Genomic DNA, 15,421 nt, shown 5'->3' on the forward strand with positions numbered 1-15,421 from the left:
TCTTGAACGAGATGTAGCCCGCGGCGCGACCTGCGGTCGATTCGAAGCTTCCAGCCTGTGTCCTGTGATCGGGCCCAACGGGTGATGAGTGCGTACGATCCGAGGGCGCGACTGGTCCGATCGCGGTGGGCATGCTCGCGCAGGGTGAGTGCGCGAGCGGACGGGAGACGACCTTGCTCGTACTGGTCATCTCAGCAAGCAGCGCCGAAGCGTAGCTGTCAGCCGCCTCATCCGCAGGTAGTGATCGGCTTGCTCGGGAACGCTTCTGCGCTTGAAACCCGGCTCTCGGACGGAGAACGGAGCCGTGTTAGAGCTCGGCCCGTGTTGGGGGATCGGCGCCTGCTCGGGATGTTGTCACGCCCGCGACGCAAGCGGCCCACCGCCCGATCGCGCGCAACGACGGTTCATCGAGCAGCATCCCCTGCGGCGCGCCCAGCCCCTGCCGGAAGGCCTCGTCGAGGATCGCTCCCATCGCGGAGTCGCCCGCGCCGATCGTGTCCGCGACCACGATCCTCGCGGCGGACACCGTGACGCGCGCAACGGAGGAGGCGAGCAACAGCCCCTCGCCTCCACGCGTGATCACCGCGAGCTGCGCGCCGAGTGCGAGCAGCCGGGTCAGCACTTCGTCGAGCTGCATTGTCGGGTAGAGCCACTCGGAGTCCTCGTCACTGAGCTTGACGATCTCGCAGGTCGCCGCGACCCGCTCGAAGCGCGCGAGTGCCTCCCGGTGTTCTCCAACAAGGGCCGGGCGGATGTTCGCGTCGACACTCGCGGTGACTCCGGCCGGCAGCCCCTCGAGTAGCTCGAGCACGGCGGAGCCGCCCGGCTCGAGGTAGAGAGCGATGGAGCCGGTGTGCACGTGGGTGGCGTCGCTCGGATCGGCTGTAGGCGGGTTCCACGAGAGGTCGAAGACATACTCGGCCGAGCCGTCCTCACGCAGCACGGCGCGAGCGGTCGAAGTGCGTGGCGCGTCACCGTGGATTACATCCACCCCGGAGGCGCCGAGGTGCTCGGCAATGCGCCGGCCGCGGTCATCATCGGCGATGTCGGTCACTAGGGACACGTTGCGGCCCAGACGGGCGAGGGTGAGAGCGACGTTGGCGGGGGAGCCGCCGACGTATTCCTTGCTCGCGCCGTCCCTCTCGACAATGTCAATCAGAGCTTCACCGATGACCAGGATGTGGGGAGCCACGCTATTAGGGCGCTGTTTCTCGATAGCCGGCTGATGCCCTGTCGTGGTCATTCTTCCCTCCGGGGCTTGTGTCTTCGAGATGGTGTTGTTCGACGCGCGACAGCGCCTGCGCCGATAGAGCCGTGGGTGGTGGCTTATTGGTGTAGGCACGGTTGCTGCTGGGTTGGTGTTCTCAGCGGCGCTTGTAGAGCTGCTGTCGGCGGAGGTGGTCGACGGCGACGGCGCAGACGAGGATGGCGCCGACGACGATGTTGTTGAACTGGGGTGGGATGCGGGACACGATGAGCGCGTTGTCGATGAGGGAGAGCAGGACGGCGCCGATGGCGACGCCGGTGATGTTCCCGAGTCCTCCGAGCAGGCTCACGCCTCCGATGAGGACGGCGGTGACGACGACGAGTGTGGTCGCGGAGCCGCCTGCTTCGACTTGCCCGGCGCCCACTCGTGCGGAGTAGAGCAGGCCGGCGATGCCGCCGGTGACTGCTGCGATGGCGTAGAGCGCGAGGTCGAGCTTCTTGACGTGAAGTCCGTTGGCGACGGCTGCTGCTCGGTTGCCGCCGAGGGCGCGGATGTTGACACCGAATCGGGTGTGTTCGAGAGCGAACCAGGTGACGATGCCGACGAGGACGGCGATCCAGATGATGTTGGGGATGCCGATGAAGTAGCCCTGTCCGAGACGGACGAACTCAGGAGGGAGGGGGAGGACGTCGAGGCCGCCGGTGATGAGGGAGTTGGCGCCGAGGACGACGAAGAAGACTCCGAGGGTGGCGATGATCGGCGGGACATGCCAGTAGGTGATGATCAGGTGGTTGAGCACGCCGACGAGGGCGGCGATGACGAGGGCGGCGAGGATCGCGAGGGGGATCGGAACACCGATCTTCATCAGCGACGTGCCGGTGAGGGCGCTCAGCGTGAAGATCGCGCCGACGGAGAAGTCCAGTCCTCCGCCAATGATGAGCAGCGCCGCGCCGCAGGCCATGACGAAGTAGATCACGGAGCTGCGGAGGATCTCCGTAATGTTGTCGCCGGTCAGGAACGCCGGGTTGATCAGTGTCGCCGCGATGACGATGACGGCGACGACACCGAGCAGGGAGGCTTCTTGGCGGACTAGAAGCGAGGGGATCCGGCGTGCTGCTTTCGCGGTCACGACGGGAGCGGGGGCGGTCGAGGTGATCTGTGTCATGACTTCTCCTTCGATGCGGCAGCCGCAGCGCCGCGGGGGATCGCGCCGGTGATCATCCCGATGATCTCGTCGCGAGTCGTTTCGGCGGTGCGACGCGTGCCCACGCTGTTCCCCAGCCGGAGCACGGTGATGCGGTCGGAGTGCTGGAAGACGAAGTCGAGGTCGTGGCTGATGACGATGACGGCCTTGCCTGCAGCGCGGAGTTCGTCGAGCATCCGTCCGACCTGAGCTGTCTCCTGCACTCCGAGGGCGGCGGTCGGTTCGTCGAGCAGGATGGTGGGGGTGTCCATGCGGACGGCGCGCGCGATGGCGACGACCTGACGCTGGCCGCCGGAGAGCAGCCCCACGGGGGTCTTCACATCACCCACACGCACGTTGAGGTCGGTGAGCACCTTGGCGGCGTCTCGGTCCATGCGCTTGCGGTCGAGGAGCATTCCGAAGCGCTTGGGGAGGTTTCCGAGCGCCATGTTGGTGGAGATGTCGAGGCATTCGACGAGGGCGAGGTCCTGGTAGACGACGGCGATCCCCTTTTCGAGGGTGCTGGCGCCGTGGCCTTCGACGATGTCGCCGTTGATCAGGATGTCTCCGCCATCGCCTCGGTGGATTCCGGTGATGATCTTGATGGTGGTGGACTTTCCGGCGCCGTTGTCGCCGACGATGGCGTGAATCTCGCCCGGGTAGGCGGCGAGGTCGACGTGCTCGAGGGCGGCGACGGATCCGAAGAACTTGCGGATGCCTCGGAGTTCGAGGGCGGCGGTGTCGGTCACGACCAGCCCTTCTCGACGTACTCGGCGTAGTCGTCCTTCGTGGCCATCCGGGTGCCCATGTCGATGAGGGTGGCGTCGCCGCCGGCAGCGGTTCCGCTCTCGAGGCGGTCGGCGACGGCGTCGAGCGCGTCCTTGCCGCCATCGCAGAGCGCCTGGAGCAGGAAGCGGTACTCGGTTCCGTTCTCGATGGCTTCCTTGCCGCCGTTATCGGGGCCGTTGCCGATGAAGGAGACCTTCCCGGTGAGTCCCTTGGACTCGATGGCGGAGATGCCGCCCTGAGTGGCGGTGCCCATATTGGTGACGATGACGTTCACCTCGGGGTGCGCAGTGAGAAGGGCATTGGTCTGAGCGAGGGCCTTGGCGGAGTCATCGCCGGTGTACACCTCGCCGACGATCTCGATGTCGTCGGAGTCGGCGACGGCGGCTTTGACGCCGTCCATGAAGAGCTTGCCGATTCCGGTGTCGGCGCTCGTGACGATTCCGAGCTTCTTGTCGCCGGGGAGCTTCTCGACCTCGTCGATGTAGACCTTGCCGAGCTCGGTCCAGTTGATGCCGACGTTGATGTCGGCGCCGCTGCCCTCCGCGCCGTCTCCGTACATGGTGGCGGTGACGATCCCCGCGTCGCGGGCCTGCTGGAGCAGAGGACCGAAGGCGTCGCTGGCCGGGAGCGTGATGATGCCCGACTTCTTGTTCGCGATGGCGCCCTGGATCTGCTCGATCATCGTGGTCGGGTCCATGGCCTGCCCGGTGGGCCCGGTCTCCGTGAAGTCGACTCCGCGTTCTTTGGCCTGGTCGGCCATGCAGTCGCCGATCACGCGCCAGGCCGGGTAGTTGGGCAGCGGGTTGACGAACTGAACGCTGACGGCGTCGCTGCCGGCGTTGTCGGTCGTGTCGCTGGACGCGCCGATCGGTCCGTCGCTGCAAGCGCTGAGGGACACTGCGAGGGCGGCGGTGCCCACGAGCGCGATCATGCGGCTGGTGCGGTTCATGATGATGCCTTTCTAGAAGCGGAAAGAGAAGGGAGAAGAGGGAGTCAGCGGTTGGGGGTGGCGGCCGGGAGAAGTGGAGCACCCTGTCGGCGGAAGTGGTCGAGCGAGAAGGTGTACGCCGCTCGGAAGGTGGGGTCATCGCCGAGCGTGCTGAACCAGTCGGGACGATCTAGGAATGACCCGGAGACGACTCGTTCGTCGAGGAGTCCTTGCTCAACGTCTCCCGCTTGGCGGTCCTTGAGGGGCTGAGTGGAGCGGCGGCTCTGGTCAGCAGTTGCAACCCAGCTGGCGATGACAGCGGCCGTGGCGGGCGCTATCCGATTCTGATGGAGGAGATCCTGAGCGATCGGGACGACGAATTTGGGGATGCGGTCGCTGGCATCGGTAGCGAGGCGCTCGAGCGTGTCGCGGATTGCGGGGTTGGAGAACCGCTGCTGGAGCAGGGCACGGTAATCGTGCAAGTCGATTCCCTCGACGGGTGGCACTGTGCTTTGCGCCTCCGTCATGAAGACGTCCACGAAGGTTGCGACTGTGACGTCGGCCATCGCTTCGTGCACGAAGGTGTAGCCGTTCAGGAGACCGATGTACGCGAGCGCCTGGTGGGACCCGTTGAGCATTCGGAGCTTCATCGTCTCGAACGGTGCGACGTCCTCGACGAGCTGCGCCCCGACGTTCTCCCAGTGGGGACGGCCGGTCGGAAAGTTCTCTTCGATCACCCACTGGGTGAAGTCTTCGCTGATGACCGGCCACGCGTCCTCATACCCGGTGGTCGCGCGGACCCACTCCCGATCCGCGTCAGTCGTGACGGGGGTGATGCGATCGACCATGCTTCCGGGGAATGCGGTGGTCTCCTCGACCCAGTCGGCCAGATCAAGGTCGGTCATTCTGATAAAGGATGCGAGTGCTTCGCGCGCCATGTCGCCGTTGTTCTGGATGTTGTCACAGGACATGACAGTGAACGGCTCTACGCCCGCGCGTCGCCGACGGCGCAGAGCGGCGGCGAGATAACCGAAGACGGTCATTGGCTGCTCGCTCCGCCACGTGTCGGCGCGCATCGTGCTGTTGCTGGTATCGAACCGTCCGGTGGTGTCGGAGAGGTTGTAGCCACCTTCGGTAATGGTCAGCGACACGATGCGAGTAGAAGGGTCGGCGAGCAATTCGATGAGCGCGGCGGGGTCATCAGGGCCGTAGAGGTAGCCGGAGATGGACGCGACGCGGTGCACCTCATCGGTGCCGTCGGCGGCACGCTCGACGAGGGTGTAGGTGTAGTCCTGGGCCTGGAGGGCGTCGCGCATGCGGACGTCTCCGGGAAGCAGCCCGGCTCCGACGATGGTCCATTCGAGGTCGTGGCCTTGCTGGTGCAGCTCGTGAAGATACTTGGCTTGATGGGAACGGTGGAAATTGCCCACACCGAAGTGGACGATGTGCGAGGTGGTCATGGCGGTGTCCTTTCGGCCAGGTCAGCGCGTCGGCGCCGGCAGCAGGGGAGAGGGGGCTCCGGTGCTGGCGATCGTGATCGCGAAGGCGGTGTAGGCGCGTCTGAGGGCTCTCGTCGCCGCGGGAATGCGGGGGACCATCTGCTGGAAGCCGTGAGTGAGCCCGGGATTGGGCAGGTAAGTGGTCGGCACTTCGGCGGCGATGAGGCGTGAGGCGAGTTCGCGGTCTTCATCGCGAAGCGGGTCAAAATCCGCGCTGACCACGACCGCCGGCGGGAGCCCTTCGAGCTCCGCGAAGCGGGGGGCCGCGCTGGGATGACGGCGGTGCTCATCCAAGGGCACGTACAAGTCCCAGAATCCGCGCATGGCATCGGCTGTCAGAAGGTAGTCGGCACCGTTGTCGGTATAGGAGAGGTTGTCGAACGCCGTCGGATCCACCACGGGGTAGAGCAGGAGCATCGACGACACGATGCTCTCGGTCTTCAGGGCGATCGCGGCACCGAGGGCAAGGTTTCCCCCGGCACTGTCTCCGGCGAGGGAGAGTGATCGGTGAGGACCCCGTTGCAGCTCACGGAGGACGGCGATGCAGTCCTCGATGGCCGCCGGAAACGGGTGCTCAGGCGTCCGGCGGTAGTCGATCGCGACGACGGGAAGCCTGAGGTGCGCGGCGAGCCGGCGAACATCCGGGTCGTACGAATCGACGTCACCGGCGAGCCAGCCACCTCCATGGAGGTACACCACGAGGTCGTTGTTGGCCTGTCGCTCATCGCCGTACCAGCGAACGCGCACTCCAGCGACGGAATCCTCTCGCGTCGGAACACGGTCGAGTTCGGGCTCAATGTCGCCCCGCATCCACGAGTGGAGGCGAGCCTCCCTGGTCCTGATCTGATCTGCCGTCGCAGCGGGATCGATGTTCAGGATGGCGGGTGCGTCGGCGATCAGAGTCACGACGTCGGGATCGACGGGGGCGCGAGAGGTCATCATTGTCCTTCCGGGGCCGAAACGAAGCGTGGCCGCAGCTGTAGAGCGATGCTGCGCCTACGGGATTCGAGACGACTTGAGGTGTGCCACCGACGTTACGGTTGCCACCCAAATCCCCTGACCGCCATTTGGCTGTCTTCACGGCACGAAACTCGCCGTTTGTCGATTCAGGTGCGAAGAGCCCATCGGAGTGCGGTGATCTGGTCTGCCAGGGCGCGCTTTCCTACGTTGGTCATCCGGTAGCCGTCGAAGCCGTGGATGGTGCCCGGGTACTGCATGATCCCGACGGGGACGCCGGTGGCCATCAGCCGCTGCGCGTAGGCGTAGCCCTCGTCGCGGAGGGGATCGTATTCCGCAACCCAGATGGACGCGGGCGGCGCACCGGCGACGTCATCAGTGAGAGCCGCAGCAGCCCGATGGTCTACCGGCACCGCGGAGTCACCCAAGTAGAGCTCCCACATCAGGAGGTTCTGCTCCCGGTTCCAGCCCGGCGTGGTCGTGAATCGATGCATCGAAGCGGTCTCACTCCGGCAGTCCAGCACAGGATTCACAAGGAGCTGATGGACAAGGGAGGGTGCTTCGTCGGTGCGCGAGGCCAGGGCGATGGAGGCCGCGATCGCACCCCCAGCACTATTACCTCCGACGCTCAACCGCCGGCTGTCGATTCCGAGCGAAGTCGCTTCGTCGTGCATCCACCAGAGCGCATCGACGCAGTCGTGGAACGCTGCCGGGAAGGGATGCTCGGGTGCTAGTCGATAGTCGATGGAAACGACCGTGCAGTGCGCATCTCGCGCGTAGTAGGCGCAACGGTCGTCCTCCGTGTCCAATCCGCCGAGGACGAAACCGCCACCGTGGATGTACAGAACGGCCGGCAGAACCCCGATCTGTTCGGGGCGGTAGATCCGGGCGGCGACAGTTGAACCATCGCGACGCGGAACGAGTACATCCTCGGTGACCACACCCTCGACAGTCCGCCTGCCTTGAGCGACGAGCTCTTGCTCGAAACGGCGCGATCCCTCAACGTCGGTGAAGTCGAAGCTGGGGATCATCACGCTGATCGCAGCCAGCTCAGGATCAAGGCGCAAGGGGAGTCCGTCGACAGTCACTCCGCCATCATCCCGCTCGCCACCCGCTACGCAGACCGCCAATTGGCAGATGTCATCGTTGTGACCAGACGGATGGCGGTCACAGGGCGATCCTGCTCGTAGGATCAGAGCATGCAGGGCCTCATGGTGAAGCTGCTCAACGTCGACACTCCCGGAGAGCGTGCGCTTCGTGTCGTCGCATACTTCGACCAGCTGGCCTCCAACAACCCGGACCTTGACGCCGTGGTACGAGCGACAGCAGTTCTCGCCGACTGTCCCGCAGGAGTAGAGCTCCCCTCTCGAGGACTATCGACCCGGTACTCCAGCGACGGCGCACTGTTGGCGGGATCGGCAGCTCACGTCTCGCAGCACGCGAACGTCGATGCGGGCAGCAACGAACACGGCACCCTCTGGTTGGAACGAGGCGACACCCGTCACGAGCTCGACGAGTTCATCCTCGAGCGCTTCGCGTTGACTGTCACGGCTGTCCTAGCGCGCCAACGTCCCTCAGGTGGGGTAGACGCCGCATCAGGGCTTTCAGACCCGGCCCTCGCGCAACTCCTCGTTAACGCAAGGAGCACAGAGGCGGAAAGGTCTCGCGCTGCACGCCTTATCGGGTTACAACCAGCGACTTCTATCCAACTCATCGCGGTCGAGTCAGAAGGATCAACGCTGGATGAACCCGCCACCCGTTTTCTCCGTACTGCTTGGCAGCGGCCGGTGCACATCGCACCACTGTCGAAGCACCTCTCGCTGGTGATCGCTGTCGGCTCGGAACCCGTCGACTGGACAGCCGCGCACGGCATCACCGGGCGAGCGGCGAGCGGACCCATCGTCGGCATTCTCGACGCACCACGATCCTGGGTCATCGCACGCGACACGCTCCGCTTCGCCGGCGCCACCTCATCATGGCCGCGACTACTCGATTCCGACACACTCGGAGCCCTACGCCTGGTCAGCTCTCTCGACCCCGCGGTCGTAGCGGAACAGCCCGACGTGATTCACCTCGAACGACTGGCATCAGGGCCACACGGGGCAGAGGCAATCGACATCCTCGACCACTACCTCCATGCAGACTCTCTGAGATCAGCAGCGCGTGCCGCCAACTTCCACCACAGCAGCATGCAGGGCCGCATCACTCGCCTTGGCCAAGCTCTACAAGTTGATCTTCGATCGCCCGCAGGCCGCGAGCGCATGGCCGTCGCCATGCTGATCTGGAGACTCTTCCGAAGCCACAACGGCTGACTCGGCCTTTCGACCTTCCGGCAGCCCATCGAAGAGGTGGGGCGAACCGCTGTCGACTTGCTCGTCGGTCGCCTGGAAGATCGAACGAGCGAGGACCGCTTCGTGGCGTTGCGCGGCTGCGCGCCCCCATCGAGGCGCGCGGCACAGGTAATGCCCTGCCGTTCAGCAGCATGTCGTCGAAACCGCCCGAAGCGAACCCGTCCCGCGATCCCACAACTCAAACCTGACATAATGTGCATTATCGGATGTTGCACAGCGAGCGGCCGGGAGTGTCAATCGTCGGCTGCCGTCTCGCATTCGAGGGCTTCCGCAAGCCGTAGGCGTCGACCGGATGATCGAAACTGCGCAGCAGGCTACGAACGACCACCGACATGGGCGGTCCGCGAGGGCCGCTGCCGGCCGAGCGGTCGGCTCTCCTCGCGCTCGAGCGGGGCCCGGGGTAGCGTGCCCCATGCCCACTCCGCCCCGTGTCCTCCGCCGCCTCGGCAGCGTCTCGCTCTCCGTCGCGAACCGCGCCGAGACCGGGCTGCGCGATCGCCTCTCCGCTCGGGCCCGGAAGCAGGGCTGGTCCCCCGCGCTGCTCCCCTTCTCCGGCTACGCGAGCGCGGGAACGGCGCGGGTCCTGGCGCGGGTCGTCCTCGCCCCGGCCGCGGTGGAGCCGTCCGCGCGGCGGGGACTGCGCGCCTGGCACCGCCTGCTCACCCTCGAGCGCCCCGGAGTGCCGGTGCGGATCGAGTTCGCGGGCGCGAGCGCCACGGGGACGAGCGACGGCGCGGGGATCGTCGACGCGCGATTCGCCGTGCCCGACGGTCTCGAGCCCGGGCCGGCGGAGGCCCTGCTGCACGTCGCCGGTCGCGCTCCCGTTCCGGTGACGGTGCACGTCGTCACCTCGGAGCCGGCCCGCGGGGTCGTCTGCGACGTGGACGACACGGTGTGGGTGACCGGGATCTCGCATCCGGCGCGCGCGGCCTGGCGGACCTTCTCGACGACGAGCGCCACCCGGCGGTCGGTGCCGGGGATGGCGGAGCTGCTGCGGGAGGCGATCGCCGGGCAGGACGGGACCGCCGTCGTCTACGTCAGCAACGGGCCGTGGAATCTGGCGGGCGTCGTCTCGCGGTTCCTCGCCCGGCGCGGCTTCCCCACCGGACCGGTTCTGATGACCGACTGGGGCACGAGCCCGCGGCGGTGGTTCCGCGACGGCGAGGAGCACAAGCGGGACTGCCTCGCCCGCCTGCGCGAGGACCTCCCCCAGCTCTCCTGGGTCCTCGTCGGCGACGACGGCGAGCACGACCCGCGGCTCTACAGCGACTTCGCCCGCCGCCACCCGGACGCCGTCGCCGCGATCGCCCTCCGCCGGGTCGCACCGGCCCGTCCCGGAGCGGCGCCCGACGTCGACGACGTCGCCGGCGTCCCCGTCGTGCGCGGCGTCGACGGCGACGCCCTCCGACCCCTCCTGCAGGAGGCGCTCGGCCGCTCCCGTCGCTGACGCGCCTCCGGGCTCCTCGCCCCGGCGCCGGGGACGCAGCGAGTCCTCGGCCGCCCCCGGAAGGGGCCGGTCGGCGAGGCCGCGCGCAGGAGGCGGCCCGCCGTCCCGCCCGTAGAATCGCGGCCGTGCACTCCCCCGTCCTGACGACCGTCTTCCAGCCGATCGTCGACCTCACCACCCGTCGGCCGGCGGCGTACGAGGCGCTGACACGGGTCCAGGGGGCCGGCGGGGACGCCTTCCCGTTCGAGCTCCTCGAGGCGGCGCAGGCCGACGGCCGGATCGCCGAGTTCGACGGCGCCTGCTGGCGGAGCGCCTTCGGCTCCGCGACCGCGGCGGGCCTCACGACTCCGCACGCGCTCTTCGTGAACGTGGAGGCGGAGTCGCTGCGCGGGGGCCTCCTCGAGCAGATCGCCTCCCCCGCGCCGATCGTCCTGGAGGTGACCGAGCGCGCCCTCCTGGCCTCGCCCGGCGGCCTGCTCGCGGTGATCGAGGAGGCGCGCCGGGCCGGCCACGCGATCGCCATCGACGATCTCGGGACCGACCCCGCCTCCCTCGCCCTGCTGCCGCTGATCGATCCCGACGTGATCAAGATCGACATGCGCATCATCCAGGGGCACGCGGACACCGACGCCGCCCGGATCATGAGCACCGTGAACACGCTGGCGGCGGCGCGCGACGTGGTCGTCGTGGCGGAGGGCATCGAGACCGAGGAGCATCTGCTCACCGCACGGGCGATCGGCGCGACGCACGGGCAGGGCTGGCTCCTCGGCCGGCCGTCCCCGGTCGTCCCGGCGGCGCCCTCCGCCTCGCTCCTCCGGCACGTCGTCGGGCCCGCGGCGGACGAGGCGGGCGCGGGGACGCCCTTCGAGATCGTGGCCTCCGTGCTGCCCAGCCGCCGCTCCTCCCGCGATCTGCTCCTGCAGATGAGCCACTTCCTCGAGGCGCGTGCGCGGGCGAGCGGCGACTCCGCGATCCTCCTCTCGACCTTCCAGCAGGGGTCGAACCTCACGCCGCGCACCGCCGTCCGCTACGCGGCGCTGGCCGAGGAGTGCGCTCTGGTCTTCGCCTTCGCGGCGGGAGCGCCGGACTCCCTCTCCCCCGCGATCCGGGTGCAGGAGATCGACGAGGACGAGCCGCTCGCGGCGGAGTGGGACGTCGTCGTCCTGACCGTCGACTTCGCCGCGACCCTCGTCGCACGGGAGGTCGATCCGGCTCGGCACGCGGCCGGGCTCTACGACTTCGTGCTCACCCACGACCGCGGGCTCGCCATCGACGTCGCGCGCCACCTGCTCCAGCGGACGACCCGGAGCGCCTGACGCGGGACGCCGCCGCCGACCGCGCCCGCTGATCGCGCCCCCTGACCACGCGAACAGCGCAGCACTACCAGGTCCGAGCGGCTTCCGGAGCACCTTGTGGGCGAGTCCTCGTCCCGGCACTCTCGTGCCGAGACGGACTGTTCGTCACCGAGAGGGAGTCATGGACGACGAGACCCTGCTGGGCATCCTGCTGCGCGGGCGGCCCGCGACGCTCGAGGACGCGGTGCTCGCGACCCACCTCGAGCCCGCGCAGGTCGCGGCGGCCGTGCAGCGGCTCCGCGACCGCGGACTCATCGGCGGCGCGGGCGACCTGCTGGCGTATCCCCCGCCCGCGGACTGGGCGAACGAGGCCGTCTCGGTGCACACCCGCCGGGTCCGGGTCGCGGCCGAGGACGCCATGTCCGGCATCGAGAAGATCCTCGAGAACCTGCCCACCGTGCTCCGCGCCTGGTCGACCGGCGAGGCGGCGGCCGACCTGGTGCCCACGGTGCTGCGGCACGGGCCCTACGCCGCGGAGGACCTGCTGTGGGAGCTCGTCGGGACCCCGTCGGGCTCCCTGGTCGCGGTGTTCGCCAGCATCGACCGGCTGATGACGGCGCCGATCGACCGGGCCGTCCGCTTCGGTGACGCCCTGCAGGAGAGGGACACGGTGCGGATCATCGTCCCCTCGTCCGCGGCCGCCGACCCGCGAGTGCTCGAGCGGATGGCCGTCTACGGACGGGTCGGCCTCGAGTACCGCTCGCTCGACCGGCCGCCGGGCTGGTTCTGGGTCGACGGAGACCACATCGCGCTCCCCTTCGTCTGGGGCGAGGCGACCCCGACGAGCGTGCTCGGAGTCCGCCACGCGGGCCTCGCGAACATCGTCCGCGCCTACTTCGACGAGCTCTGGCAGCGCGCGGACCCGCTGGGCAGCGACGAGCACTCCTGGCTGCCGCTCCTGCGTCTGATGCAGCAGGGCAACACCCTCGACAGCGCCTCCAACCGCCTCGGCATCAACCCCCGCACCGGCCGCCGCCGCATCTCCGCCGCGATGGAGCACTACGGCGTGGACACGCTCTTCGGCCTGGGTGCGGCGTGGGGCGCGGGCCGGGCGGGCAACGCGACGAGGCCCGGGGGGTGAATCCGACACGGCCGATCCGGCGGGGTCTCCGGCGCCTCCTGTCGCACGCTCTCGGCCATCAGTGGGAGATCGCTGCGGCGAGATGTGCTCGGGCGCGCGTGAAGCGGCCGCGCTCCCGCTGAGCGTGACACAAAGTGAATGGAATCCTTGACGGGTCAGTTCCACTTGTGTCATGGTCTCCCCAAGAGATCACGGAGTCGTGATGCGGAGAGGCGAGACGATGAAGCTCGAGAACGTTCTTCTCGGAGTGCTGCTGCGGCACCCGAGCACCGGGTACGAACTGAAGAAGTTCATGGATACGCACGGCCGTTTCCTGCGCTCGAATACGCAGATGAGCCAGGTCTACCGCGCACTGGCCGGCATGGAGGATCGCGGCTGGGTGAGCCACACCGTCGAGAGCCGGCCCGGTGCCACCGATGCGAAGACCTACCGGGTGACCGAGGAGGGTTCGACGATCTTCCTCGACTGGCTGACCGGTCCCTACACGCCGCCGACGCGGTTCGAGGACCCCGACCTGGGCGTCCGGATCACCTTCGCGGGCTTCATGACCCGGGAGCAGCTGCTGCATCTGCTCGACGTCGAGATCGAGGCGCGGCAGCACGAGATCGCGCTGTACCGCAATCGCGACCGCCGGGCCGACGTCGAGACCTCGATCCCCTTCGACCCCGAACTGGCCGAGCTGGTCGCCGAATGGCAGCACCAGGGCGGCGCCCGGTCCAAGGACGCGCACGTCGCCCGCTGCATCGCTCTGCGATCGCTCCTCCTCGACGCGCCGGAGGGCGCGCCGCTCCCCTCGCTCCCGCCCCTCACCACCGCGATCGGAGCAGAGCTGTGAAGGCGATCGTGCTGATGTTCGACAGCCTCAACCGCCACCTGCTCTCGCCGTACGCCGACACGATCGTCGATGCCCCGAACTTCGCCCGTCTCGCGGCGCGCGCGGCGACCTTCGACAACTTCTACGCCGGCTCGATGCCCTGCATGCCGGCGCGCCGGGAGATGCACACCGGCCGCTACAACTTCCTGCACCGGTCCTGGGGTCCGCTGGAGCCGTTCGACGACTCGATGCCGGAGCTGCTGCGCGACGCCGGCGTCCACACTCACCTGGCGAGCGACCACCCGCACTACTGGGAGGACGGCGGTGCGACCTATCACACGCGCTACTCGACCTGGGAGTTCTTCCGCGGCCAGGAGGGCGATCCCTGGAAGGGACACGTGTCCGAGGTCGATCCGTCCGCGCCGGTGCATCAGCGGATGCTGCGTCAGGACGTCGTCAACCGCTCCTACATGCCGACCGAGGCCGAGCACTCGCAGACGCTCACCGTCGACGCGGGGCTGCACTTCCTCGACACGAACGCGGACGCGGACCGGTGGATGCTGCAGATCGAGCTGTTCGATCCGCATGAGCCGTTCTTCGCGCACCAGCAGTACAAGGACAGGTACCCGCACGAGTACGACGGACCCGTCTTCGATTGGCCGGGCTATCAGAAGGTGACCGAGCCCGAGTCGCAGGTCGAGCACGCCCGCCTCGAGTACGCGGCGCTGGTCTCGATGTGCGACCGCTCCCTGGGCCGGGTGCTCGACGCGATGGACGAGCACGACCTGTGGGACGACACGATGCTGATCGTGAACACCGACCACGGCTTCCTCCTCGGCGAGCACGGCTGGTGGGCCAAGTCCGTCCAGCCCTGGTACAACGAGCTCGTGCATCTGCCGATGTTCCTCTGGGACCCGCGCACGGCCGAGCGCGACACCCGCCGCGGCGAGCTCGCGCAGACCATCGACATCGCGCCGACCCTGCTGCGCTTCTTCGACCTCGAGCCCACCCCGGACATGCAGGGCATCGACCTCGCCCTGCCGGAGGAGGCGCTGACCCGAGACTCGGTGCTGTTCGGGATCCACGGCGGTCACGTCAACGTCACGGACGGCCGCTACGTGTACATGCGCGCGGCGGCGGAGCAGTCGAACACTCCGCTCGAGGAGTATACGCTGATGCCCACGCACATGCGCTCCCGGTTCGCGCCGGCAGAGCTGACGGCCTGGGAGCCGTCCGAGCCACTCCCCTTCACGAAGGGCGTCCGCACGATGCGGATGCCCGCGACGCCGGGGTGGATGAACCCGTGGCAGCACGGCACCCTCCTCTTCGACCTCTCGACCGACCCCGGCCAGGAGCACCCACTCGTGGACGACGAGGCCGAACTGCGCATGATGCGGCTGCTCGTCGACGCACTGCGCGCCGCCGACGCTCCCGCCTCGCAGTTCACCCGACTCGGACTCCCGACCGAGGGTGATCCGGGCAGGGAGCACCTGCTCGTGCGCGCCCAGCGAGAGCGTGCCGCGGCCGTGGCCGAGCCCCTTCCGCGCGCGGAGGATCTCGCCGCTCACGAGCTGCTCATGCTGCCCCTCGTCGACCTCCTCGCCGTGCCCGGAGCCCGCTCCGCGCTGGAGGCGCACGTCCCCGGACTCGTCTCCACCGAACCCGTCTCCGTCCCGATCGGGATGAGCGTCCTCGACCTCGCCCGATCGGCCGCCCTGACCGCCGCACAGCTCCTCGCCCTCGGCGACGCACTCACGAAGCTCGTCCCCGTCACCGCCTGAGAAGGCGTCCCTTCTGCCGGCCGATCCTG

General features: G+C 68.2%; 13 protein-coding genes. 6 read left to right on the forward strand and 7 right to left on the reverse strand.

The window, feature by feature from the left end; all coding sequences use genetic code 11:
- Nucleotides 1–307: 307 nt before the first annotated feature.
- From MT351_RS08170 to MT351_RS08200, 7 genes are all read right to left on the reverse strand, one after another.
- Nucleotides 308–1,243 (reverse strand): carbohydrate kinase, encoded by a 936-nt coding sequence (locus MT351_RS08170; RefSeq protein ID WP_132437232.1) that lies wholly within the window; start codon nt 1,241–1,243, stop codon nt 308–310.
- A gap of 121 nt (nt 1,244–1,364) precedes the next feature.
- Entirely contained in the window at nt 1,365–2,372 is a 1,008-nt protein-coding gene (locus MT351_RS08175) for an ABC transporter permease (RefSeq protein ID WP_132437231.1), read from the reverse strand.
- Nucleotides 2,369–3,139, reverse strand: a complete 771-nt coding sequence (locus tag MT351_RS08180) for an ATP-binding cassette domain-containing protein (RefSeq protein ID WP_207901735.1) — start codon at nt 3,137–3,139, stop codon at nt 2,369–2,371. Before MT351_RS08180 ends, MT351_RS08175 begins: the two co-directional genes overlap by 4 nt.
- Nucleotides 3,136–4,128, reverse strand: a complete 993-nt coding sequence (locus tag MT351_RS08185) for a sugar ABC transporter substrate-binding protein (protein ID WP_123737034.1) — start codon at nt 4,126–4,128, stop codon at nt 3,136–3,138. Before MT351_RS08185 ends, MT351_RS08180 begins: the two co-directional genes overlap by 4 nt.
- 44 nt (nt 4,129–4,172) lie before the next feature.
- Nucleotides 4,173–5,567, reverse strand: a complete 1,395-nt coding sequence (locus MT351_RS08190; protein WP_243581864.1) for a mannitol dehydrogenase family protein — start codon at nt 5,565–5,567, stop codon at nt 4,173–4,175.
- A gap of 21 nt (nt 5,568–5,588) precedes the next feature.
- Nucleotides 5,589–6,545 (reverse strand): alpha/beta hydrolase, encoded by a 957-nt coding sequence (locus tag MT351_RS08195; RefSeq protein ID WP_165909108.1) that lies wholly within the window; start codon nt 6,543–6,545, stop codon nt 5,589–5,591.
- Between the two features lie 167 nt (nt 6,546–6,712).
- Nucleotides 6,713–7,651 (reverse strand): alpha/beta hydrolase, encoded by a 939-nt coding sequence (locus tag MT351_RS08200; protein WP_132437228.1) that lies wholly within the window; start codon nt 7,649–7,651, stop codon nt 6,713–6,715.
- 111 nt (nt 7,652–7,762) lie between these two features.
- On the opposite strand from MT351_RS08200, the gene MT351_RS08205 reads away from it, so the two are divergent.
- The 6 genes from MT351_RS08205 to MT351_RS08230 all read left to right on the forward strand — a co-directional run bounded on the left by MT351_RS08205 (nt 7,763) and on the right by MT351_RS08230 (nt 15,392).
- Nucleotides 7,763–8,875, forward strand: coding sequence for a helix-turn-helix domain-containing protein (locus MT351_RS08205; RefSeq protein WP_123737038.1), 1,113 nt, complete (start codon nt 7,763–7,765; stop codon nt 8,873–8,875).
- A gap of 451 nt (nt 8,876–9,326) precedes the next feature.
- Entirely contained in the window at nt 9,327–10,361 is a 1,035-nt protein-coding gene (locus tag MT351_RS08210; RefSeq protein WP_243581865.1) for an App1 family protein, read from the forward strand.
- A 125-nt stretch (nt 10,362–10,486) separates the two neighbouring features.
- Nucleotides 10,487–11,677 (forward strand): EAL domain-containing protein, encoded by a 1,191-nt coding sequence (locus MT351_RS08215; protein ID WP_243581866.1) that lies wholly within the window; start codon nt 10,487–10,489, stop codon nt 11,675–11,677.
- A gap of 160 nt (nt 11,678–11,837) precedes the next feature.
- Nucleotides 11,838–12,797 carry a hypothetical protein gene (locus MT351_RS08220; protein WP_243581867.1) on the forward strand — a complete coding sequence of 320 codons (960 nt, stop codon included), beginning with the start codon at nt 11,838–11,840 and terminating at the stop codon, nt 12,795–12,797.
- A 247-nt stretch (nt 12,798–13,044) separates the two neighbouring features.
- Nucleotides 13,045–13,632, forward strand: a complete 588-nt coding sequence (locus tag MT351_RS08225) for a PadR family transcriptional regulator (protein WP_243581868.1) — start codon at nt 13,045–13,047, stop codon at nt 13,630–13,632.
- The gene (locus MT351_RS08230) at nt 13,629–15,392 is read left to right on the forward strand and encodes a sulfatase (protein WP_243581869.1); all 1,764 of its coding nucleotides are present in this window, start codon (nt 13,629–13,631) and stop codon (nt 15,390–15,392) included. The genes MT351_RS08225 and MT351_RS08230 overlap by 4 nt, the downstream gene beginning before the upstream one ends.
- Nucleotides 15,393–15,421: the final 29 nt, after the last annotated feature.

It is taken from the genome of Rathayibacter sp. VKM Ac-2926 (genome assembly GCF_022815565.1).
GTDB lineage: Bacteria > Actinomycetota > Actinomycetes > Actinomycetales > Microbacteriaceae > Rathayibacter > Rathayibacter festucae.